Origin of the sequence: Corynebacterium freiburgense (genome assembly GCF_030408815.1) — a bacterium.
Taxonomy (GTDB): Bacteria; Actinomycetota; Actinomycetes; order Mycobacteriales; family Mycobacteriaceae; genus Corynebacterium; species Corynebacterium freiburgense.
This window is the reverse complement of sequence record NZ_CP047355.1, coordinates 443,221-465,268: the sequence shown is the minus strand read 5'-3', so window position 1 is coordinate 465,268 and position 22,048 is coordinate 443,221. Positions and strand designations below refer to the sequence as shown.

21 protein-coding genes are annotated in these 22,048 nt (G+C 49.6%); 10 read left to right on the top strand and 11 right to left on the bottom strand.

The features are described from left to right. Positions 1-124 precede the first annotated feature (124 nt). A complete protein-coding gene (gene groL, locus CFREI_RS02105; protein ID WP_027012745.1) occupies positions 125-1,744 on the bottom strand; it encodes a chaperonin GroEL in 1,620 nt (539 codons plus the stop codon). Between the two features lie 2 nt (positions 1,745-1,746). After that, complete coding sequence (gene groES / locus CFREI_RS02100; RefSeq protein ID WP_027012744.1) at positions 1,747-2,046, bottom strand: co-chaperone GroES; 300 nt, start codon at positions 2,044-2,046, stop codon at positions 1,747-1,749. A gap of 670 nt (positions 2,047-2,716) precedes the next feature. On the opposite strand from groES, the gene CFREI_RS02095 reads away from it, so the two are divergent. From CFREI_RS02095 to CFREI_RS02085, 3 genes are all read left to right on the top strand, one after another. Beyond that, positions 2,717-3,463 (top strand): DUF1963 domain-containing protein, encoded by a 747-nt coding sequence (locus CFREI_RS02095; protein WP_169719153.1) that lies wholly within the window; start codon positions 2,717-2,719, stop codon positions 3,461-3,463. A gap of 90 nt (positions 3,464-3,553) precedes the next feature. Further along, a complete protein-coding gene (locus CFREI_RS02090; RefSeq protein WP_027012742.1) occupies positions 3,554-4,360 on the top strand; it encodes a YwqG family protein in 807 nt (268 codons plus the stop codon). Then, on the top strand, positions 4,345-5,205 hold the full coding sequence (locus CFREI_RS02085) for a YwqG family protein (RefSeq protein ID WP_156907756.1): 861 nt from the start codon (positions 4,345-4,347) through the stop codon (positions 5,203-5,205). Before CFREI_RS02090 ends, CFREI_RS02085 begins: the two co-directional genes overlap by 16 nt. Before the next feature lie 115 nt (positions 5,206-5,320). Here the strand turns inward: CFREI_RS02085 and CFREI_RS02080 are convergent, their stop codons facing one another. Continuing rightward, positions 5,321-5,905 carry a type IV toxin-antitoxin system AbiEi family antitoxin domain-containing protein gene (locus tag CFREI_RS02080; protein ID WP_156907755.1) on the bottom strand — a complete coding sequence of 195 codons (585 nt, stop codon included), beginning with the start codon at positions 5,903-5,905 and terminating at the stop codon, positions 5,321-5,323. Between the two features lie 119 nt (positions 5,906-6,024). On the opposite strand from CFREI_RS02080, the gene CFREI_RS02075 reads away from it, so the two are divergent. Next, the gene (locus CFREI_RS02075; protein WP_051255945.1) at positions 6,025-6,825 is read left to right on the top strand and encodes a YwqG family protein; all 801 of its coding nucleotides are present in this window, start codon (positions 6,025-6,027) and stop codon (positions 6,823-6,825) included. A gap of 259 nt (positions 6,826-7,084) precedes the next feature. On the opposite strand, the gene tsaD is transcribed toward CFREI_RS02075, so the two are convergent. The 6 genes from tsaD to CFREI_RS02045 form a co-directional block, all read right to left on the bottom strand. Next, a complete protein-coding gene (tsaD, locus tag CFREI_RS02070; protein WP_027012740.1) occupies positions 7,085-8,134 on the bottom strand; it encodes a tRNA (adenosine(37)-N6)-threonylcarbamoyltransferase complex transferase subunit TsaD in 1,050 nt (349 codons plus the stop codon). Further along, positions 8,127-8,582: a ribosomal protein S18-alanine N-acetyltransferase gene (gene rimI / locus CFREI_RS02065; protein WP_027012739.1), complete on the bottom strand. Its 456-nt coding sequence runs from the start codon at positions 8,580-8,582 to the stop codon at positions 8,127-8,129. Before rimI ends, tsaD begins: the two co-directional genes overlap by 8 nt. After that, positions 8,582-9,229, bottom strand: coding sequence for a tRNA (adenosine(37)-N6)-threonylcarbamoyltransferase complex dimerization subunit type 1 TsaB (tsaB, locus tag CFREI_RS02060; protein WP_027012738.1), 648 nt, complete (start codon positions 9,227-9,229; stop codon positions 8,582-8,584). Before tsaB ends, rimI begins: the two co-directional genes overlap by 1 nt. 52 nt (positions 9,230-9,281) lie before the next feature. Next, positions 9,282-9,761 carry a tRNA (adenosine(37)-N6)-threonylcarbamoyltransferase complex ATPase subunit type 1 TsaE gene (gene tsaE, locus CFREI_RS02055; RefSeq protein WP_027012737.1) on the bottom strand — a complete coding sequence of 160 codons (480 nt, stop codon included), beginning with the start codon at positions 9,759-9,761 and terminating at the stop codon, positions 9,282-9,284. Further along, positions 9,758-10,855, bottom strand: coding sequence for an alanine racemase (alr, locus tag CFREI_RS02050; RefSeq protein ID WP_027012736.1), 1,098 nt, complete (start codon positions 10,853-10,855; stop codon positions 9,758-9,760). Before alr ends, tsaE begins: the two co-directional genes overlap by 4 nt. A 220-nt stretch (positions 10,856-11,075) precedes the next feature. Continuing rightward, positions 11,076-12,497, bottom strand: a complete 1,422-nt coding sequence (locus CFREI_RS02045; RefSeq protein ID WP_051255944.1) for a bifunctional ADP-dependent NAD(P)H-hydrate dehydratase/NAD(P)H-hydrate epimerase — start codon at positions 12,495-12,497, stop codon at positions 11,076-11,078. Between the two features lie 120 nt (positions 12,498-12,617). Between CFREI_RS02045 and CFREI_RS02040 the strand changes: the two genes are divergently transcribed. From CFREI_RS02040 to CFREI_RS02020, 5 genes are all read left to right on the top strand, one after another. Next, positions 12,618-13,469: an ABC transporter ATP-binding protein gene (locus CFREI_RS02040; RefSeq protein ID WP_051255943.1), complete on the top strand. Its 852-nt coding sequence runs from the start codon at positions 12,618-12,620 to the stop codon at positions 13,467-13,469. Next, positions 13,466-15,091 carry an ABC transporter permease gene (locus CFREI_RS02035; RefSeq protein WP_027012734.1) on the top strand — a complete coding sequence of 542 codons (1,626 nt, stop codon included), beginning with the start codon at positions 13,466-13,468 and terminating at the stop codon, positions 15,089-15,091. Before CFREI_RS02040 ends, CFREI_RS02035 begins: the two co-directional genes overlap by 4 nt. Before the next feature lie 43 nt (positions 15,092-15,134). Next, complete coding sequence (locus tag CFREI_RS02030) at positions 15,135-15,905, top strand: MerR family transcriptional regulator (protein ID WP_027012733.1); 771 nt, start codon at positions 15,135-15,137, stop codon at positions 15,903-15,905. Between the two features lie 33 nt (positions 15,906-15,938). Continuing rightward, complete coding sequence (locus CFREI_RS02025) at positions 15,939-17,486, top strand: efflux permease Rv1217c-related protein (RefSeq protein ID WP_027012732.1); 1,548 nt, start codon at positions 15,939-15,941, stop codon at positions 17,484-17,486. Between the two features lie 64 nt (positions 17,487-17,550). After that, positions 17,551-18,360, top strand: a complete 810-nt coding sequence (locus tag CFREI_RS02020; RefSeq protein WP_051255942.1) for a MerR family transcriptional regulator — start codon at positions 17,551-17,553, stop codon at positions 18,358-18,360. Positions 18,361-18,380: 20 nt separating this feature from the next. Here the strand turns inward: CFREI_RS02020 and CFREI_RS02015 are convergent, their stop codons facing one another. Next, a complete protein-coding gene (locus tag CFREI_RS02015; protein WP_156907754.1) occupies positions 18,381-18,881 on the bottom strand; it encodes a hypothetical protein in 501 nt (166 codons plus the stop codon). A gap of 183 nt (positions 18,882-19,064) precedes the next feature. Further along, positions 19,065-20,324, bottom strand: a complete 1,260-nt coding sequence (locus CFREI_RS02010; protein ID WP_027012730.1) for a hypothetical protein — start codon at positions 20,322-20,324, stop codon at positions 19,065-19,067. Positions 20,325-20,742: 418 nt separating this feature from the next. On the opposite strand from CFREI_RS02010, the gene CFREI_RS02005 reads away from it, so the two are divergent. Continuing rightward, a complete protein-coding gene (locus CFREI_RS02005; RefSeq protein WP_027012729.1) occupies positions 20,743-21,330 on the top strand; it encodes a DUF4274 domain-containing protein in 588 nt (195 codons plus the stop codon). Positions 21,331-22,048 lie beyond the last annotated feature (718 nt).

Sequence of the window (22,048 nt, the reverse complement as noted above, 5' to 3'; positions counted from 1 at the left end):
TAGTGCACAACCCCATTTTCTGACGTCATCGCAATAGTGCTACAAAGTGCAAAAACTCGCTACTTTGGTACACCTCATTAAAGTGAGGTTTGCAAAAGTAGCGAGCTTTCGGAGTGAAAATCAATTAGTGATGGTGATGTCCATGTCCCCCAGTTGCGGGTGCTGGTTCCTCTGGCTTGTCCACAATGGAAGCTTCGGTTGTCAGTACCATGCGGGCCACAGAGGTCGCATTTACAACTGCTGAGTGAGTCACCTTTACGGGGTCGATAATGCCCTGTTCAATAAGATTGCCGTATTCCAGGTTTGCGGCATTAAAGCCTTCACCATTGGGCAATTCAGCGGTCCGTGCGACTACTACGGCGCCATCGATGCCAGCATTATCAGCAATCCAGTAGCAAGGCTTTGCTAATGCGCGGGCAAGAGCAAGTACACCAATACGCTCATCTCCATCGAACCGATCAGCGAACTTAGTGATCTCTTGGGCGATTTGAACCAAGGCCGAACCGCCGCCAGCAATCACACCTTCCTGGGCAGCAGCCTTTGCGGCATTAATAGCATCCTCCACACGGAGTTTGCGCTCCCCAACTTCGGTTTCTGTAGCAGCGCCCACTTTAATTACGGCAATGCCACCCGAAAGTTTTGCCAGGCGTTCTTCGGCCTTTTCCTTATCCCAGGAAGAGTCCGTCTTTTCAATTTCACGCCGGATTTGGTTACGCCTATGCTCAAGTGCTTCAGCGGTGCCAGCGCCGTCGACAATCACAGTACGGTCTTTGGTCACCGTAATACGGCGAGCCGCGCCAAACGCATCCATGCCGACCTCATGAAGATTGACGCCAACCTCAGGGTCAACAACGGTAGCTGCGGTAACCACAGCAAGGTCATCCATAAATGCTTTACGACGATCCCCGAAGTAAGGCGACTTTACCGCCACAACTTTCAGCGTCTTACGGATCGAATTAACCACCAGCATTTGCAGCGGTTCACCCTCGATATCTTCCGCAATAATCAGCACTTGCTTGCCGGATTCCACAATTTTCTCAAGCACCGGCAAAAAGTCTGGCAATGAAGAAATCTTATTACGGACAAGCAGGACGAGGGCGTCGTCAAGCACTGCCTTTTGAGCATCAATATCAGTAATAAAATACGGCGACAAGAAACCCTTATCAAAGGAAACACCCTCGGTAATATCAAGGGTAGTCTCCAGCGACTGCGACTCCTCAACCGTAACGACGCCGTCCTTGCCAACCTTCTCCATAGCTGCTGCGACCATATCGCCGATCTCCGGATCGCGTGACGACACAGTAGCCACATTGGCAATATCACGAGCACTAGAAACCTCAGTCGCCCGCTCTAACAGCAGCTCAACTGTGCGCTCAGCACCCGCCTCAATTCCCTTATTCAGCGCCACCGGATTCGCACCAGCAGCAACATTGCGCAGCCCCTCATGAATCAAAGCCTGCGCAAGTAGCGTCGCGGTAGTGGTGCCATCGCCAGCAATATCATTGGTCTTTACGGCAACAGACTTCACCAACTGCGCGCCAAGGTTCTCAAAAGGATCCTCAACATCAATATCGCGGGCGATAGTGACACCATCATTTGTGACAGTAGGACCCCCAAACGGCTTGTCCAACACAACATAACGACCTCGAGGGCCAAGCGTCACCTTCACTGCATCAGCCAGCGTATCCACACCAGCCTGAATGCCCTTCCGGGCTTCCTCATTAAAAGCAATAAGTTTTGCCATAGTTACTTCTCAATAACAGCAAGCACGTCACGCTGAGAAAGAATCAAGTACTCCTCACCCTCGTACTTAATCTCGGTGCCACCGTACTTGGAGAAAATAACAACGTCCCCTTCTTTAACATCCATAGGGACCCGGTCGCCATCTTCGTCAAAACGACCAGCACCCACGGCAATAACAGTCGCTTCCTGCGGCTTCTCCTTCGCAGAATCCGGAAGATGCAGACCAGACGCAGTAACCGTCTCAGCCTCGATAATCTGGACGAGGATCTTATCCTCAAGCGGCTTAATGTTGACTTTCGCCACGATGAATTCCTCCATTGTGAAAGCAGTTGAATATGTGCCGGTTGCAACTCCCAGCACAGCCGTCGTCGCGGGTGAACAACTGTGTGTCAGACAACCTCACTGGCACTCTACCCTCGAGAGTGCCAGCCTTCAAGGTACGCAGCATAAACGCCGCCGATTGCTAGGCCGCCCACTAGGTCGCGTGGCTTGATTTATGGTCGGGCGGGCGCGTGGGTGGTCCGGGCAGCTGGGGCAGGTGGGACGGATGGGGCGGGCGGGACGGGCGAAAAGGCAGATTTACATTTCGAGCTTTGGTTCCGGGGGTGTGAGCTGGGAAAACAGGGCTGCAGATTGTAGGCGACGCGAAATCTGCCTTATCGGCTGCTGGGGCGTGTAAAATCTGCCTGAATTTCGAGGGATTTGGAAGCACAAGTTCTGCCGATCTAAACCACCAAAGACACTTTTCAAAGTCACGCCGAAACAAAGTATATATAGTTTCATATCGACCATGTGGGCGAAACAGCTACAAAGACAGAACGACACCCTGGGGGTAAAACATCCACAACAAAACCCTGCCCTAAGTACCGTAGTCCACATGAAAGCACACCCCCTACTGAGCACACCCCTTACAGATAGCATGGCAAAGCACCGAAGCTTTCTAAAAAACTACATATTGCGACCAGTTGGACTCATGACCCGTGGTGTACCGATCCACATGCTGAACCATATTCCACGGCAAATTACAGCAAATCCAACGGGTAGCCGGATTGGAGGAGCAGCATTCATTACCCCCGAGAACCCTTGGCCTCGTGACCGGCATGGGAAAAGAATGCAATTTGTTGCACAGATAAATCTTTCGGAAATACCACCACGCCCCTATTACAAAAAGGACGGACTGCTCCAGTTTTTTATCGCAGACCACGGCTATTACGGAATCGATGACGATGACTTTCTACCGCCAACTAACTATGCGAACCCCCACAACCGGGAAGTTCGGTACATTCCGGCCAGCGAATACGAGAATGGAAGACTTGAAGGTGGTTTACGAACCCAGGCAAAAAGCATTCAGAATGGTTACTTTCGAGTCGCCCCTGTTATCTACGAACAATACCCAAGTCCATCCGACATAACGTTCTATAATGACTTAGTCCAACACGGCCTGTTGTTTGAAGACGCACTTACTTCCGATTTAGACGAGCGTGTCCACGCTGGCCCAAAGGCAATTTTCGGCGGCGGATGGGCAAAGTTTGCCCAAGAAGATCAAGCTCAGCTGAGTTTTTATAACCACACCTTACTCACGTTGCTACCCATTCGAGAACGCACTACTAATGTGAAGATGGCATGGGGCGATTCCGGAATTGCGAACTTCCTGATGCCACTCGAAGACCTGCAAGCCTGGAATTTTAAAAATGTTCTGTATTACTGGGATTCTTATTAATGTCCAACAGAGTCGAGCAAATAAAGAAGATAGTAAACATGTTCTAAACTGCCAGAGTGTGATTAAAGCTCTGGCTGTAACATGCACGGCATGACGTTTACTTCAACTTTTCAAGCGGAAATCCCGCAAAAGTTCGAACCGTACCGCGCTTTTCTTGAATCAAATACACGCAGGACTACACTGCTGCATCTTTCTCCTGTGGTGGTTGACGATAGAGACTCAGTTCCTACCAAAGCAAAGGCTAATCCGACTGGTTCACGCATCGGTGGGCCAGCAGTCGTAACGGATAACCATCCTTGGCCGCTGGACACAAGAGACAAAGCTATGATGCATTTGGCGCAGATTAATCTCGCTGAAATGCCCATTCGGGAAGGTTATCCGACAGACGGATTATTGCAGTTTTTCCACGCTGACGATGAAGCTTTTGGCATTGACCACGGCGGGAATCTGGTCCGCTATCTCCCAGCAACTGAATTAGAAAACAGTCGATTAGAAGGCACCCTAGAAAATCAAAGTGATGCGATTTATGGGGATGGATACTTTGAAGTAGAAGGGCAACTTTTTGATCAGTTCCCACTGCCGTCAGATTATCAATTTCCGGAAAAAGGTTTCCCGGAAGATAGCCAAAGCTTGGAGTACGGTATCTGGGACTTAAATCAACCAAATAATATTTTTGGTGGTGGTTGGGCATATTTCACACAGGAAGACCCCAGATATGACAGCAATCTAGCGAAATCTGGGTTGGAATTGCTCTTGCAAATTGACTCGACTCTCGAAGCTGATCAACCAATTGAAATTATGTTTGGCGACGCAGGAGTCGCGAATTTCTTTATCCACCCGAATGACCTTGCAAAACTTGATTTTTCCCAGGTGTTTTACACTTGGGATTGCTGTTAAATCCTGAACAGAAAAGCGAATCCATGACAGAAATACTGAAATTCCCGCTGCCAGAGAGCATTACAAAGTACCAAGATTTTTTGGAGACTCATATACGGCAGACCACCGCACTGATATTAACGCCAGTCGAAGTAAAGCCGGGGTCAAAAATTTCCGCTTCGCCCAGTGGTTCACGTATCGGAGGCCCAGCTTTTGTAAGTGATAGCTGGCCCTGGCCAATCGCGCCTAACGGAAAACCCTTCCTGCATCTGGCTCAAATAAATCTCGCAGAAGTTCCCGAACGAGAAGGCTACCCAACAGAGGGATTACTACAGTTCTTTATTGCAAATGATGGTGATTACGGAATGAACTGGGATGACTATCCAGAGAACCTGGATTCACCAAAACATCGTAAGGTTCGATACATTCCTGCGACCGACCTTCAAGCATTGGACTCGAATGTCCGTGCTGAAGGTGGGATAGAAACACAAGCCGATTGTATTGATGGCGGGTATTTTGAAGTCAATGCAAAACGCTTTGACCAATACATGACGATTGTGGACGCTGAAGCCGAAAAAATTGCGGAACAACACGGCGTCGATTTTTTCGATGATATTTGGGAAGAATACGAAGAGCTCGAAGTGCCCAAACATATTTTTGGTAAAGGCTGGGCATTCTTTACGCAAAACGACTTACGAAAAGACCCCGCAAAGTATGAACTCTTGCTTCAGATAGACAGCACTTATTCCAGCGATTCGGTTTCAATCATGTGGGGAGATATGGGGGTAGCTAACTTTTTTATTACCGCCGATGACCTCGCAGAATTAAATTTTGAGAACGTGCTATATACCTGGGATTGCTACTAACCCGGCGACAGGCTGAGGCAAAACACTTCGCTCAAGGTTGCGGACGTGGGCGTCGTAAATCTTATTTTTGTTAGTGAATGCACCCAACTTAGTCTCCCTAAGCTCAGAATGGCGGCTATATAGATTCTATTTCTGAAATCGCCGGTATTAGCTTCCATTCCACGCCGGGGAGATGCTGAGCTAGCGTGCGCAACTCATCCAGGGAATTATCCCTTTCCTCCGACCAAGCGCGAAGTGCCTGCATGGCGGTCTCTTCGCCCAGAATATGCAATAGGCGGAAGCAATCGAGAAGCGTACGCTGCGGATCATATACCGCGAATTGCAAATCACCTTCAGCACTATGCATTTCGCGCCCAAAATCATAGGTGGAACGATCAAAACTATGCCAATCCACAGTTTGAAAACCAGCAGGAAAACGCATCCCGCGCGGGACGGAAATATGATGCCGTTCAGGGGTTTTATCCAATAAACCGTGAAATGCTAAGGCACTTTGCAAACATAAAGTTGCCTCCGGGCGAACCAAACTTACCCCTATTGGAATTGAGGTTTCACTAGGTAAAACCCCATCTTGCTCGTAAACTCCACGCCCAATACGATGAATAACGCCCATGGACACGAGTTCATAAACCTCATCTTTACGTAATCCGGAAGTACGGGCATCTTCCAGCGTAAATACATACGGCACTTGCAATCTAGCCAACACCAACTCCTAAATGTTCACACGGTAACTTTAGCAGCAAGTTTGCGTGGTGTTTCTAGTCCCCACACGATTGCACCCAATACGAGAGCACACTAGAGCTTAAGGGAATAAAATTAAAAATGCACCCTCAACCGCTACGAGATAAAATCCCGAAACACTTACAACACCACGCATCGTTTTTTAAAACTCAATTTCGATTAACCACGGCACTTCAGCTTACGCCGCGGATAGCTATGCCGGAAAAGATGTGCCAAGCAGTAAAAACTACCCCGCAAAATTCGAGATTAGGTGGGGCTGCGTTAATATCAAAAAATTTTCCATGGCCAACGGACCAATGCGAACGACCGCTGATTCATCTTGCGCAACTAAATCTTGCCCAACTACCCGAACGAACAAACTTTCCAAATTCTGGCTTACTGCAATTTTTCGTTGGCGACGACAGTGTCTTTGGACTTGACACAAGCGCCAATCAGAAATCCAAAGGCTCAGTAGTTCGGTTGATGCCTGAGCAGGAATATGCGAATGCCAAACTTGCCTACCACCATGCAGAAATCGCCACCCCTATCCGAAATGGCTATTTCGAAGTAACCGGAAAACCATACGAACAGCTTCCCTCAGTTAATGATGAGCAGTTTATATTGGCCGCCGAAAAAGCAGGGATTTCAGAAGCTGAAATTTGGGACAGCATGACCCATGAAGGGCGTCACATTTACGCAGGAGGCTGGCCTCTCTTTATACAGGATGATCCGCGAAACGACCCATCATTAGAGCTCCTGCTACAAATTGATAGCGAAGATACCCCCGATTCCCAGGTAAAAATCAGTTGGGGCGACGCTGGTGTTGGGCACTTCTTTATTTCATCACCGGATTTGGAGCGAAAGGATTTTAGTCACGTGTTTTATTCCTGGCAATGTTTTTAGTAGGTTGCCCTAGGCCAAAGGCTTAAATAAAAGTTTTGCATTGTGTACATTTGTTACAAAATATACAACTTTTTTAAAAACCCCTCCATTTTGTACCATTCGCTATTTTCTGACCTGGGGTTTTACAGAGGTCAATGATACAAAAAGGGCAACTTTTTAAAAAAGATGGCAATTTTATATCACCCACCACCCCAAACCCGAGGTTGATAGGCTGATCAGCCCTCAACACCTAAGGGGCTCAGTTTAAGAAACTGACTGTTCAAGCATTAATTTGTTGGGTTTCTACTTCAAGGGAAGGGTCGCAACCGATGGTAAGGGGTGATGGCTTTGCTCCACTAGCTAGGAGTTGGGCACCGAAAGTTGCGATCATTACCCCATTGTCAGTGCAAAGTTTTGGTGATGGGACCCTCAGCTCGATGTTTTCCTTGGCGCAGCGTTCTGCGGCAAGTTCACGGAGTCGGGAGTTTGCAGCGACACCGCCACCAAGGAGCAAGACTTTGGCACCAGTGTCTTTGCAAGCGCGGATTGCTTTGAACGTAAGTACGTCGCAGACGGCTTCTTGGAAGGAAGCGCACACGTCTTCTACGGAGATTACTTCGCCTTTGCGTTCGGCGGCTTCGATGTAGCGGGCTACTGCTGTTTTTACGCCAGAGAATGAGAAGTCATAACGGGAGTCGGTTTTTTTGGCTAGGCCGCGCGGGAAATCGATTGTTGGGTTACCGCGATGGGCAAGCGTATCCACGATCGGCCCGCCTGGATATCCTAAACGCAGCAAACGTGCCACTTTGTCGTAGGCCTCGCCCGCGGCGTCGTCAAGCGTGGAGCCAAGCTCTCGCATGTCAGTGCCATTTAATTCAAGCAATTGGGTGTGCCCACCGGAGACTAATAACGCAATAGCGTGAGGCAATGGTTCACCTTCAAGATTCGCCACAGCAACGTGTCCGCCTAAATGGTTGATTCCGTAAAAAGGTACATTCCAGGCAGCAGCGTATCCTTTGGCAGCGCTCGCACCTACGAGTAACGCGCCAGCGAGACCCGGGCCAACAGTTGCAGCAACAACATCGGGTTTCTCTACGCCAGCTTCAGCGAGTGCTGCGCGCATTACGGGGACAATTTGCTCAAGATGGGCTCGTGAGGCGATTTCAGGGATAACACCACCAAAACGAGCATGTTGATCCATGGAGCTAGCCACCACATCAGCCAGGATTTCAAACGTGGGGTCGGAAGTATCATCCCAGCTCACACGTACGATCCCCACGCCTGTTTCATCGCAGGAAGATTCCACGCCAAGGACGATTGCGCTATTCATTACGGCCTTCTCGTTTCATGCTAAATGCATCTGCCCCGGAGGGCTGATAGTAGTGTTTTCGGGTGCCAGTAATGGTAAACCCATAGCTTTTATATAAGCCAATAGCGGGTTCATTATCTGTTCGGACTTCCAAGTAAATCGGGCCACCATAGTTATCGGCTGCGGCGATTAATTGGTCCATAAGAAGTCTTCCCAAGCCTTCGCCTTGACGTTCTGGGGTTACTCCAATGGTATGAATTTCAAATTCAGGATTACTTGAAGGACCTAGCATTGCAAGCCCCGCATAGCCTATGAGTTCGGGGTCAAATAATCCGATATAAAAATTGAACGGACTGCGGAACTCTGCTTCGAAAGCGTTGGCGGGCCAGGGGGAATCTTCGGGGAAAAGAATTAGTTCTAGGTCGCCGCAAGCAGGTGCATCATGTGCGGCTAAACGGCGCATCTCCATTAGCGTAGCTCCACATCAGGAACCGCAGGGCTCTTGGGTTTTGGCTTGGGTTCTTTCACATCGGGGCGACGAAGATATAAAGCCTTTAAAGGCTCCGCTGGAGATTGGAAATCCGCACATGCAATAAGCGCCGCAGGTGTGGGGTGAAGATATGTTCGGCGTCCTTGCGCTGGGATTAAATCGGAAAGGTGTTCGGGCACATTCACTACGTCTGCATTTTCAGTAAGGCTTTGTGGTGCTGCAACTTCGGGACCTTGGGTACGAGTCCCTTCGGTATATCGAGCCCAAAACACCTCGCGGCGCCTGGCGTCTATGGTGACCAGGGCTGTCGGGGCGTCGATACGCTGGGCAATGGCGTCGAGGGAACAAACACCGTGTACGGGAATATGGAGGGCATCCCCCAGAGCGGCGGCAGTAGCCATGCCAACGCGTAAGCCAGTAAACAAGCCGGGGCCACACCCAACAACAACCGCATCAAGATCAGCGAACGTAAGGTTTGCCTCCTGCAATACTTCCTGAATGCGCGGGATAAGTTCCTCATTGTGCAGACCAGAATCCACAAGGATCCGCTCTGCAAGTGTAGAACCATCGCGCACTACACCAGTAACAATGGTTGAAGTGGATGTATCAATTGCAAGAACTAGCACGAGATACAGCCTAACCCCCCAACGTAGCCACTCCCAAGAGATCAAGCCGGACCTAAGACAACCACTCCCAAGAAATCAGGCGTGCTTCCGAATTGGGGTCTTCCAGTACGGCAGTTTCTCGGTCGAACGACACTTTTAAGCAACGTGCGGCGATCTGTTCGACAATCCCACCACCCCATTCCGCCACTACTACTGCATGTGTGAGATCAGTATCTAAATCTAAGGAATCTAATGCGCCTAAGGGGTCTGTGGTGCCGGTTGCGTCTTCGTCGAGGAGTCGGTAAAGGTCTACGTGAATAAGTGTTGGGCCGCCTACCAGGGACCGGTGCTCTCGGGCAATCACAAATGTTGGGGAGGTTACTCGGCCTTTTACTTGTAGGCCCCGCGCGAGTCCTTGTGTAAAGGTGGTTTTTCCGGCACCAAGAGGGCCATCGAGAATAACCAGGTCGCCCGCAGTTAAAGTGCGGCCGATTTCCTCGCCTAATGCTTGGGTATCAGCGGCGGTTTCCAGGCGCCGAGTTATTGCGTTCATAAGGCACCTCCAATATAGGTTCGATTTGTTCGCCCGCGGGGGCTGCAAACTACCTCGTAGTTAATTGTGCCCAATGCGGTGGCAATGGTATCTGCGGTCATTTCTCCGTTATGCCCAGGGCCGAATAGTATGGCTTGCGCTCCTTGTGGAACAGTATCCTTATCCAACCACACAACGATTTGGTCCATACATACCCTGCCTACCTGAGGGTATGGGCGCCCATTGATTACTACTGTGATTTTCTCTTGTAATGCCCTGGGCAAACCATCGGCATAACCGCAGGGGACAATCGCCACAAAACCGTCTTCGGGGGCATGCCAGGAAAGACCGTAACTTACGCCCTCACCAGCGCGGAGCTTTTTGACCACTGTCACTCGCGCTATCCAGGACATTGCTGGCCGAAGATCAAATTGTTGGCCAGCAATGGGACTTAATCCATAAAGGGCGATCCCGGGACGCACCAATTGGAAATGGGAATCAGGATGCATAAGTAGCCCAGCGGAATTCGCCATATGGTTTATCGGGACTTCCAGGCCGAACTCACGGGCACGCCGAATCGCCTTACGGAAGCGTTCGATTTGTAGGTTATTGTGGGGGTTTTCCACTTCGTCGGCGCACGCAAAGTGCGTAAATAAGCCGGTGAGGGTAAGGTTTGGGGCGTCGCGAAGCAATGTGAAGGCTTTGCCCCAATCATCCTCAACTAAACCTGAACGGCCCAACCCCGTATCTAATTTCAGGGATACTCGCGCAGGCCGCCCTAGTGCGCATACCCGTTCAACATGGGCAATACTGGGAAGGCCTAATTCAATGCCGGCATCGAGCACAGGGTTGAGGTCTGCAGCTGCATCCCAAATCCACGCCAAAATCGGCTTATCGACGCCCCCACCGCGCAACGCCAATGCCTCCCCCAATGTAGCCACTCCAAACTGATCAGCCCCGGCACCAGCCATAACTCGTGCTACTTCGAGTGCGCCGTGATTATACCCATCTGCTTTTAATACACCCATAAGCTGCGCACTACCAGCATGCCGTTTTAGCAGGCGAGTATTGTGCGCGATGGCATCAAGATCAATAACCGAGGTGAGCAAATCCATATCTACGTATTCTGCCACGAGCATGAGCACACGCCATGCTTAGTAACCCCCGATTGCGGCAACACAATGCTAGTCAAAAACTCCTGCAAGCACGTATGATGGAGGTGTCATCAAACTCGAAACGGGGTGAGAGTAATGTTAAAGATCGGCGTAGCAGAACTACTAGCATTTGCACAAATACTCTTCTTTTGCACATTCTTAGGGTTTGCGGCCTTCGCCTTTATCCAGCGAAACCACATACCCGAGCAGTAGCCGGGCGAATCGCATCCAAAATCAAGGATGCTGACGTCGGCGCATACCCATATGCAGTGCGGGCCGCCATCTCTGCGGCCTGCCCATGAATCATTGCCGCAAGCGTAATCAACTTAACCGACCCAAATTCAGCAAGATACGGCGTAGCCAACCACGCCCCCGCCAGCCCAGACAACACATCCCCAGATCCTGGCGTTGCCGCCCATGAACTCCCCAAATCAACAATATTCGTGGGATCTTGTGCATTTGTAATCACAGTGCGCCGCCCCTTTAATAGCACTGTCGTCCCCGTATGTGCAGCAAGCTGCTCCGCCGAAACCACCCAATTTTCCAGATTTACCGGCAACTTAAACCCTTCCACCAACTGCACAAATTCCCCCACATGAGGAGTAAGCACTGTAGCAGCCTGACGCTGCTTTAACTGCTCCCGCAACTCTGGGTTTTTGGCAAGCACAGTCAAACCTGTGGCATCGATTAATAATGGTTCTGGGCGCCCCAATAGCTCCGCCAATTCATCAGCATCTCCCCGTCCTGGACCATACACCCAAGCCTGCACCCGGCCAGCCTCCCAAACCGAGGGGTGCGGCACAATCTCCGGCATTGGAACAGAGGTTCCAATGAATCGAACCATGCTTGGAGTGGCATGCACAGCAGCCGAAGCACACAATACACCAGCACCAGGATATTGCTCACTACCAGCACAAATGCCAACGACTCCACCGCTATACTTATCATCTGATTCCCGGGGCTCCAGCTGCAGCGGAATACTATCTTGCAGCGCGTTCCATAAAAACGCCTTCGCTGGCGGAAAATCCAAACCAATATCCGCTACTTGCACCTCCCCGCACGCAGACGAAAACGCATGCGCATAGCGCAAACCACTAAAGGTAATAGTGCGCTGCGCCCGCACATGAGCACCATGCGTAGCGCCAGTATCAGCATCCACACCAGAAGGAATGTCAACCGATAAAATCGGCGCATCCACCTCAGCCAAAATTCCGGCTGCCCAATCACGCAATGCCCCAGTGCCCCCAATCCCCGTAATACCATCAATCACCAGGGAATACTCCCCTAGCGGCTTTTCCACAACGACTCCACCGGCTGCTTCAAAAGCGGCTAATGCAGGCTGATGCACACGACCCCCCATCAATACAGCCTCCAATGAAGCTACCTTTAACTCCGTAGCTGCATAGAGTGCATCGCCACCATTACCCCCAGAACCAGCCAATACTAAAATCCGGCCAAACGTACCACCAAGCATCTGCCGCGCAGCAAGCGCAACCTGATGGGCGGCTTTACGCATCAGCTCGTCTGGAGTTTCCTGAGCCGCCAGTAACGGAGCTTCAGCTTCACGAACCTGTTGGACTGTATAAAGCGGGCGCATACTCATAAGGTTAGGCGCACACCCTAGCGAAGTGACTACGACTTGCTGCAAACAAGCAAGATTTATTGTGCACAATTGAAAGAGCCTCTTGACTAGGACGTAACGTCACAGGTTTCAATCAAAACTATGAACACTCAACCGATTGAAATCGTGGGACTAACCAAGCGATACGGTACGGTCGCGGCCGTCGATACACTTAATTTAGAAGTGAGAACAGGAACCGTGCATGGATTTCTAGGCCCCAATGGTGCCGGAAAATCCACAACAATTCGAGCACTGCTTGGATTAATACGGCCAGATGCTGGGTCGATCAAATTACTGGGGCAAGATCCTGTACGCAATCCAGCCGTGGCAACGCGTCGTGTCGCGTATATACCCGGCGATGTCGCATTATGGCCACATCTGACTGGCGGGCAGGCACTCACAACACTGGCACGGTTACGGGATCGGACCCATGGAGATAACCCAAAACGACGGGCTGAACTAATTGAGCGGTTCGCTTTCGACCCCACCAAACGAATACGCGCATATTCCAAAGGCAACCGGCAAAAAATCATGATTATTGCGGCACTCGCGGCGGACGTGGATGTGCTTGTACTCGACGAACCAACCTCTGGGCTTGACCCCCTTATGGAACGTGAATTTGCAAGCTGTATTCGCGAACGCGTGAACGAGGGAGCATCCGTACTGCTATCTAGCCATATCCTCTCCGAAGTCCAAGAACTGGCAGATGACATCACAATTATCCGAAATGGCAAGGTGGTAGAAACCGGGCAACTCCAACAACTAACCCACCTACACGGATCCCGAATCACCGCAACACTTCCCAATGGGTCACACTATGATGCCATTCATAGTGGAGACGATATTCCCACCCAACTCCAAACATTGCTTCATGCCCAGGCAACACATATCACCTGCACCCCAGCTGGCCTTGAAGATATTTTTATGGATTACTACCACAAGGCAACGTCATGAATACACTTATTCGAGTTAACCTTCGTACCCGAATTGGGTTTCTGCTGGCCTGGATTATTCCCCTGGCAGCATTGCTTGGAGCTTCCCCGATTTCCTATAAAGAAACCTATCCCAACCTGGATGAACTCACACTCCTAGCGGACACCCTTAGATCAAACCTAGGCACACGAGTACTGTATGGTGTAACGCCGGACCCACTTAATTACGCCACTTGGACTATGTGGGAACTATGGACCTGGCTTGTCATTCTAGGTGGCGTAATGGCAATCCTCCTGGTTGTACGACTCACCCGCGCAGCAGAAGAAGATGGAATCACAGAACTCATTCGAGTCACCGGTATAAGCCAGCGCACCCCGCTATGTGCCGCCCTATATACATTAGGGATTACATGCCTTGCATTCGGTATCGTATGCACACTGGTTTTATATGCACAATCAGCGTTTTTAGAAGGTTTTGACTGGCTACCAAGCCTGCTTTCGGGGTGCAGTTTCGCGCTGGCCATTGGCGCTTTTGGCACATTCGCACTGATCGCCGCCCAAATAGCACCAACGGCACGTGGTGCACGTGGTATGAGTTTGGCATTTTTAGGCATTATGTTTGTGATTCGAATAATTGCTGATGTATTCGATCTAGGTTGGCTGCGCTGGGCAACTCCTTTCGGATGGAAAGACATTATCCAGCCGTTTATAGAAAACAATATTTGGCCGTTATTTGTATTTGCGGCAATTATTTTTGCCTTTATTGCACCACTGCTTATAAAACAACGAGACATCCAGGAACACTGGAATATCCCGTTATTCCACAAGTTTTTCCAAAAAATACCAAAACCAAATCCGCGCGGTATGAGTTTAGTGCAATTGCGCCTATATAATCAACGTTCCCCAATAGTGTGGTGGATTATCGCTATTACCTCAACCGGTACCTTATTTCTCTCAATTCTCGGAGAAATGAATAAGCTCTTAGAGGTATCCCCTGAAACCGCAATAATGTTAGAGCAAATGCTGGGTTCCACAGACATCAGCACAATATATATTCAAATGATGAGCACAATCATAGCTATCTTGCTTTGTTGTGCTGTCATTCAACTGTGTTGCGCTACATCCCGGGATGAACACAAAGGTTTTCTCAATACAGTATTTACTACCGGAAAATCACACTATGTGGTCCCAGTAATCGACTGGCTTATCGCATGTGCTGCTGGCTGTTGCGCTGTTGCAATTTCGGCCCCATTGGGCGCTTGGGCCGCCTATTGGAGTGTGAAATCCGTTGGGAATGCGGCTTCTGCATCACCCCAAGACGTATTTGATTCTGCTTTATGGTCCACTGTTGATCAGATTCCGCCAATGATTGCACTCGCTGGTTTCGCCATTCTTTGTATTGGTATCTCTAGTAGGTTGACATGGCTGTCATGGATACCGCTAGCGTATTCGGGTGTAATCACATACTTTGGGGAACTCTTTCAAGCTCCGGATTGGATGATGGACACTTCCCTATTCGCCTGGGCAGCACATAAAAACATTCAGCAGCCAGATTGGGATGGCGCCTTGATATTGTGCGCTGGTGGTGTAATTGCCTTGGTCATCGGAGCTTACTTATTTCAACGCCGGGACCTTCGATGTTAGCGAGGCTTGACTCGAACGTTACGTAACACTTCACAATAAAGGTATGAGGATTTCGGATCTCGCGGAGATTGCAGGCGTCTCGGTCCGCACAATCCGCCACTATCATAATGTCGGCATACTTCCTCTCCCGGCGCGGCGGGGAGCTTGGCGGAACTATGGGATCGACGATTTAGAACGCCTCCTAGTTATTCGAACATTGGCTGAGGCTGGCGTTCCATTATCGGAGATCCCCCACGATACCCACGAAAGCACCGCTATTGAGCAGGCAATTTCGCATGTCGACGCCCAGATCGCAACGCTTTTAGAGCACCGCCACCGCTTGGAATCCATCCGCAGGTACTCAAATACAACATCCAATTCCCTTATGAGCGCAGAAATGCTCAGCTTCTATGAGCGTGCCGAATCGGCAATACGAGCTACTGGCTCACGGGAAGCGCTACGCTTTTTGTATCTAAAGAAACGCCTGGTGGAATTGGGTATTCGCCTGGGATTTTTCCACCCCGACTTCGCATTGTTTTTTAGGCAAATCGACCAGCAAGAAATCTCCGACCTTTATCTTAGCTTCGCACAGCTTGGAACTGACTCATGGACCGAGGAACAGTGCTATGCACTTGCGGAGCGTGCCGTAGACATTGTTCGTCGTTGCGGTCCTCCGCCGGCTGCTGCCATTCCGACACTACGAAGAATCTGGCGCAGCCGCACATCTCGATTACTTGTTCGCGCAGCCTACCCAGCGCCAGGGCATCAGCGTTACTCCGAGATTGTTTTTTCCATGATTAATGACTACCTCAAGGAACTCGAAACGAAGCCTTGACTGCTACGCCACGTCACACCAGACAATGAGCCCATGTGGACATTACTTCGGACAAACCTCCAGGCCAAACTTGGTTTTCTAACCGCATGGCTGATCCCACTCATAGCGCTCTGCATAGCGGTTCCTCATGCGTATCGTAAAACCTACCCAAATGCATTTGAGCTTGATCGACTCGCGGAATCGATGCGTCCGAATTTAGGCCTTCGAGTACTGTATGGGCACATTCCAGATCCGCTCACAATACCGGCGTTTACTATATGGGAAGTTGGAATGTGGGTGATCTTGCTTGGTAGCGTCATGGCTATTCTCCTGGGTGTTTCACTCACTAGAGGCATTGAAGAAGACGGCATTACCGAACTTGTGCTTGCACAAGGAATAGATCGCCGATCCCCGATACTTGCGGCACTATGTACGACGTTAATAAGCACATGCGTTCTAGGACTTGGCGTGGCAGCAGCCTTAATGCTACAACCCGAATCCACTGTGTATCAGTGCATTATTGCAGGTAAATGCATTACCCTCAGCACGATGGCAAGCGGCATCATCGGCATACTTTGTGGAAACTTTTGCGGAACGGCCCGCAACGCACGAATCGCCGCATTTCATTGCCTGGCCATTATGGTTATAGCGCGAGTGTGTTCGGACATTTGGGATATCGCATGGCTGCGATGGTGGACCCCAATTGCTTGGCGCGACCTCGTACAGCCGTTTGAATCGAATATAGTATGGCCACTATGGATATTCGTCGGCGTTCTCGCAATCGCTATCACGATAAGCCTTAGCATTCGACGCGATCTTGATCAAACATGGTTTCAATTACCACAATTACATAGGACAACGATCAGCACACCATTTAACCCAATTACACTCCGGGTCCGACATTGTTCTCAATTATATTTTGCTTGGTCAACAGCCCTCACGGTAATCACAATATGCTTTTTTGGAGTCACTGGTGAAATGAACTCCCTGCTAGAGAAATCCCCAAATACCGCCAATTTGGTCCATGCTCTCACCGGAGAAACTGCTCAAGCGGAAATATATGCAAAGTTTATTGCTATTGTAATTGGCATTCTCTTGAGCTGTGCTGCGGTTTTAGCCTCATTAAGCTATGCGCGAAATGAAACAAACGGAACACTAGTTCCAGAAATAACTACTGGGCAATCCCGCATCCAACCATTGCTAATTGATTGGTGTCTATCCACCGTTTTTGCGGTATTCGCGACTTTCGGATGCGCGTTTATTGCCGCCATGACTGCCGAAATAAGCGGTGGTAAAGATCTTTTCCAACCTACGTTTCTGGCGATTATTGATTATCTGCCTGGCATTTTTCTTCTGAGTTGTTTTGCAATCGCTTGCACCGGATTTGGGACCCCTTCCATTGCCTGGATACCTGTAGCTACCTCAGGTTTTATGGAGTTTTTTGGCACATTACTAGAGCTCCCAACTTGGCTTCTAAACGTTTCCGTATTCGCCTGGCCAGCTCACGAACATTTAACCGAAAACTTTATTATGCTCGTAATTGGTATTTGCACTGCAATACTTGGGCTTATTGTTTTAAAAAGCCGCGACCTGCACTGCTAAAACAATCTCAGTTTCCGCGTATAACGCTTGACTGTGACCTTAGGTAACACTGGAAAATGGGAATATGAGGGTATCTGATATTGCTGAAATAGCTGGTGTTTCGGTGCGTACAGTGCGTTACTATCATGCAATTGGATTATTGCCGGTTCCACCTCAACACGGCGCATGGCGCGATTATGGGTTCGAACATGTAGCTAGGCTCGTGCGGATTCGAGTATTGGCAAATGCGGGTATTCCGTTGGCAGAAATCCCCCGCCACCTTGGTGATTCTCAAGACCATTTACCAGCAGAACTAGAGGATTCTGCTCCACCTCATTTGGTTACGCGGAGTGTGGCAGCAATCGATGAAGCCATCGATTCTTTAAGCAAGAGGATCACTGAACTGGAGGCACAACGCCATCGGCTTTTAGCGTTGCGCAGACAAGCGGAAGGCAAGTCAGACACTGCCTTACCTAAGGATTTGGCAGACACCTATGATGCTATCGAATCACTGATTGCGCAATCAGACTGCCGCTTGGCATTGGCGTTATTTCAGCGAGAGCGAACGCTCATCGAACTTGCGGCCCAATTGGGTTTTATTAATAAAGACATTTCGGTGTTTTTGAGTATGGCAAATCCGAACGAAATCGCGGATTTTTATGTTTCCTTTGCGAAACTCCCCCAAATATCCGAAGAAATGTGTGAAGAACTAGTAGATAAAGCATTTAAGATTTTGGAAGGTTATGGGGAGCTGCCCCCTTCAGCAATTGACTTAATTCGCCGTTTTGCCCATAACCGCGCCGCCCAATTATTGTGCTTATCGGCGGCGCCTACCGCCGTACATCGGCGGTTTGTTAACCTTTCGTTTCAACGATTGCGAGACTATTTAGAATGATTTTCGACGCCCCGCCGTAGTTAGGCTGCATCGCCGGTATAACGTAATTGTCGGGGAATAGTTTCCTCCTCTCGAAGTAGCCGGGTTGCTTCTCGCGCTTCAGTAGTGCAACGTTGATAGAACTTTTTATAGTGGCGTGCATTCCTATTAGATTCAGACTTTCCACCCCACTGGTTGGAGCAATAGAGAAAAACTACAAGGGCAAGAAAGCCAAGGAGCCAGAGTTCAGGGCGTTGAATGCCCCAAATGAAATACACGGGGAGCCCGAAGACCAGTCCGATAATGCCACCGAACATTACTGCATAAAGAACTGCGGCAATAAAATTAGAAAACCTGCCACAGTGCTTTTTACGTTCGATATTGCTGAAATCTTCGGGAGGTAGTAGTTGGGGTATTTTACCTTGATCCACCGCTGCAACAAGCTCAGCATCGGTGGATTTTTCATATTGAACCATCATTGACCAGGACTCTTTATACCAAGCGCGAACGCTTCGAGATGAGCCATTTAAGGCCTCATGCATACAGCTAACCCTCATCTTTAGGACCAAGATTGATAGAATTTCCAAAGGCTGCAAATAGCACCCACCTCGCCTAGTTTTAGGAGGCAAGATGGGCGCTTCTCAGATGCTACACCGAAAAAGTGGCGAAATCACCAAATGTGACCAAACGGACCCCTGAACAAGTTTGGGATATACAAAACACCGCTATAGCTTTTCGACGACCCGGCTTCCCGCAACAAAACGCCAAGGCTCACCCACCGCCGCAACGGCCTCTGCCCAAGCCTGAACAGCAACAACGGGATTTTCATTTACCGCCAAGAGTCCAAGTAATACGTCCCGAGCACCTGGGCCAAGGACACGTTGTAATTCTGTATCAACAACAATGGTTTGGTCGGCACTGCGAATCGTGGTGATAGGGCCGGGAAATACCTGGAAATCTTGGCTTAAGATTCGTTCACCACGCCCATCCCACCATGGAGTCCCACTACGTTTTACCTCCGCGACTTGCGCAGCGCTCGCGCCGTCGACAATCACCCAACAATCAGGGCTGGGCCCACGAACTTGCTCTAATGAGCCAACTACCGAAGCCTCGGGAAGCTCTGCGGGCGACTGGTCCAAGCGCCCCACAATACTTACTTCCACCCCGGCATACCGTTGGGCTGCTAACGCCGGTAATACATGAGTCGCAGTACGACTCACCGTGCCACCTAAAATCCCCACCCGCGCCGGAACCACAGAAACCCGGCCACCATATGGAGAACGATGGCGTGGCTCCCGCAGCTCCTTAACCCCCTCAATACCTAGATACGAAGCATCACGACGAGCAACTCGCACCCCATAGGTTTCCGAAGGCCCTGGACTTTCCACTGGAACCCGAGCAATAAACACCCGACCACCGAATTGCATATGCTCAACGGTTGCCCAGCCAATAGCAATAGAACAATCCGCTTTCCACTGCGCCGTAGGCACACCGATAGCAACCGTAGGCAACGACAAGACAGTGTGATATTCGAATTCATCACCTAAATCAAGGGCATTGACCGCAAGATCAAATTCCGCCCCAATCGAATTCGAATTAAAAACTTCCAACCAATTAAAAACCTTGCCACCAGCGCTAATATAACGCTGGAACTCTAAACTACGAAGCTGCTTTGCACCCCCAGCCGCAAAAAATACCTCCACAGCAATACCACGACCAAGCAATTCAACCGCACTTATAAGCCCCACACTGCCCCGCCACCCCGAACCAGCTACCAAAAGCACCCGACGTGGATACAACACATGACGGCCACCACTCATTGCAGCCACCACAACATCAGCAATCCTACGTTCAATAGGAATAAGCTGACCCATATCCTTTGCAACCACCTGAGACTGAGCATGATCAATAACCCCAGCCCCATTTTGGGCAAAACTTTCCTTTAAAAGCGGGTCTACCAGTTCGGCAGGAAACAAAGGCTCCATAGAAACACATCTTAGTTTCCAAGCACGCAAAGTAGGGGTACATTTAGATCTTCGGCGTGGCAAAATTCAGCGATTCTAATTGCTAAATTCACAGGGATTAAACATGAAATAAAAGACGCCTTTTCTGCAGTTCAAAGCATGTATAGCACACCTTACCTTGTAAGTATCGCAGATTCCCTACATGTAAATCTCACTGTTAATGAATCCTTTTTACAGGACTTATCAATTTTTTTATTGAGCTTCATATAGGAGAGTTTCAGCAAAATACAATGCATGTAAATAACGCAATGTACCAAAATATAAATTCGAGAATCGCGCGCAATACTCCTATTATCCCCAGGATAAACAATGACCTCACTAACACCACGAATTACAATAAACTCACAAGACTTCCTACCTCCGCTACAAAAGGACCCATATGATCACCGCAGCAAGGAGTTACGAGCTCGATCTCCTACAGATCCGCGGCACTATCGCGGGAGACAGCTACTACACCCAGCTGGACGAGCAAGACTTCACAGAAGAAATGGAAGATTGCGATATCACCCCAATAAGCAAAACCCCGGAAGGACGCCTGCTCTATCAAGAACATCTGCGGCAACGAACCCTTGGATTTCAGGAATACCAAACAGAAATAAGCAATGAATACCAGGCAGTTGCCAAGCCAGAAGAACTTCACTACCTGGCCAAAGACTATAATTTCGATGATGGATACTGGCCGCTTGAGCAGATCATCAAAAACCCAAATTGCGATATCAGAACGGCTCGAATGATTTTCTGGCATTGCACGCCTTCATACTTTGCCATTACCCATGGACACCCAAGTGATATTCCCAAAGACAGCATTCATGCAGACAATGCCCGCCTACTACTGCTAATAGACACCAAAGCCCGCGATAATGGGTTTGCCAACCAACTTCCTAATGCCTACGAAGATCCAGAAATAGCAGACATGGCAAAAGAAGGTCCCGTATGGGAAATCCCTGACACCCTCTGGCCACAGTAGAACCAGCAGCCACCCTAAATACGCTGATACCTGCTTGTTGGGCTGGCTTTCGTTTGTGGGTTTTGGGGTTTGTGACTTGGTTTTTGGCCGGTGGTTTGGTTTTGCGCTTGTGGTTTGGTTTTGCGCTTGTGGTTTGGTTTTGCGCGTCCGGTGACCTGCGATTTGGTTGGGGTGCATATGGGTTGGGTGGGAGGTGCTTAATCTTTTCGGGCTGCTGGCCAGGATGTGCTCAGTCTTTTTGGGCGCTGGCCGGACTTTTTGGGTGCTGGTTGGGCGTGTTGTCACAGATTCCATTTTTTCGGCGGATTTTATGGAATCTGCGACACGATAGGTAGAGAACCTGTCACAGATTCCATTTTTTTCGCTGTTTTTATGGAATCTGCGACAAACCCCAGGTCAATAGTTGTGTACAACATGGGTTGCTGTCACAAATTCCATTTTTTCAGCCGATTTTATGGAATCTGCGACAGTAGGAATGAAAACATCACTAGTTCAATAGGGTGCGCCTATTAAACTGCAGGTAAAGCGGCTCAAAGGCTCGGGAAACCAGCCCGCCCTCCAGGAAGCCAACTCAAACACCCGGGAAACCCTGGAATTTTCAGCCAACCCGCCCCGAAAACCAGGCAGATCTGACACCCGATCACCCGAAATCAGGCAGATTTCACATCACCCGCAATCCATCACAACATTTCCCCAGCTCACACCCCCAAACCGAAAG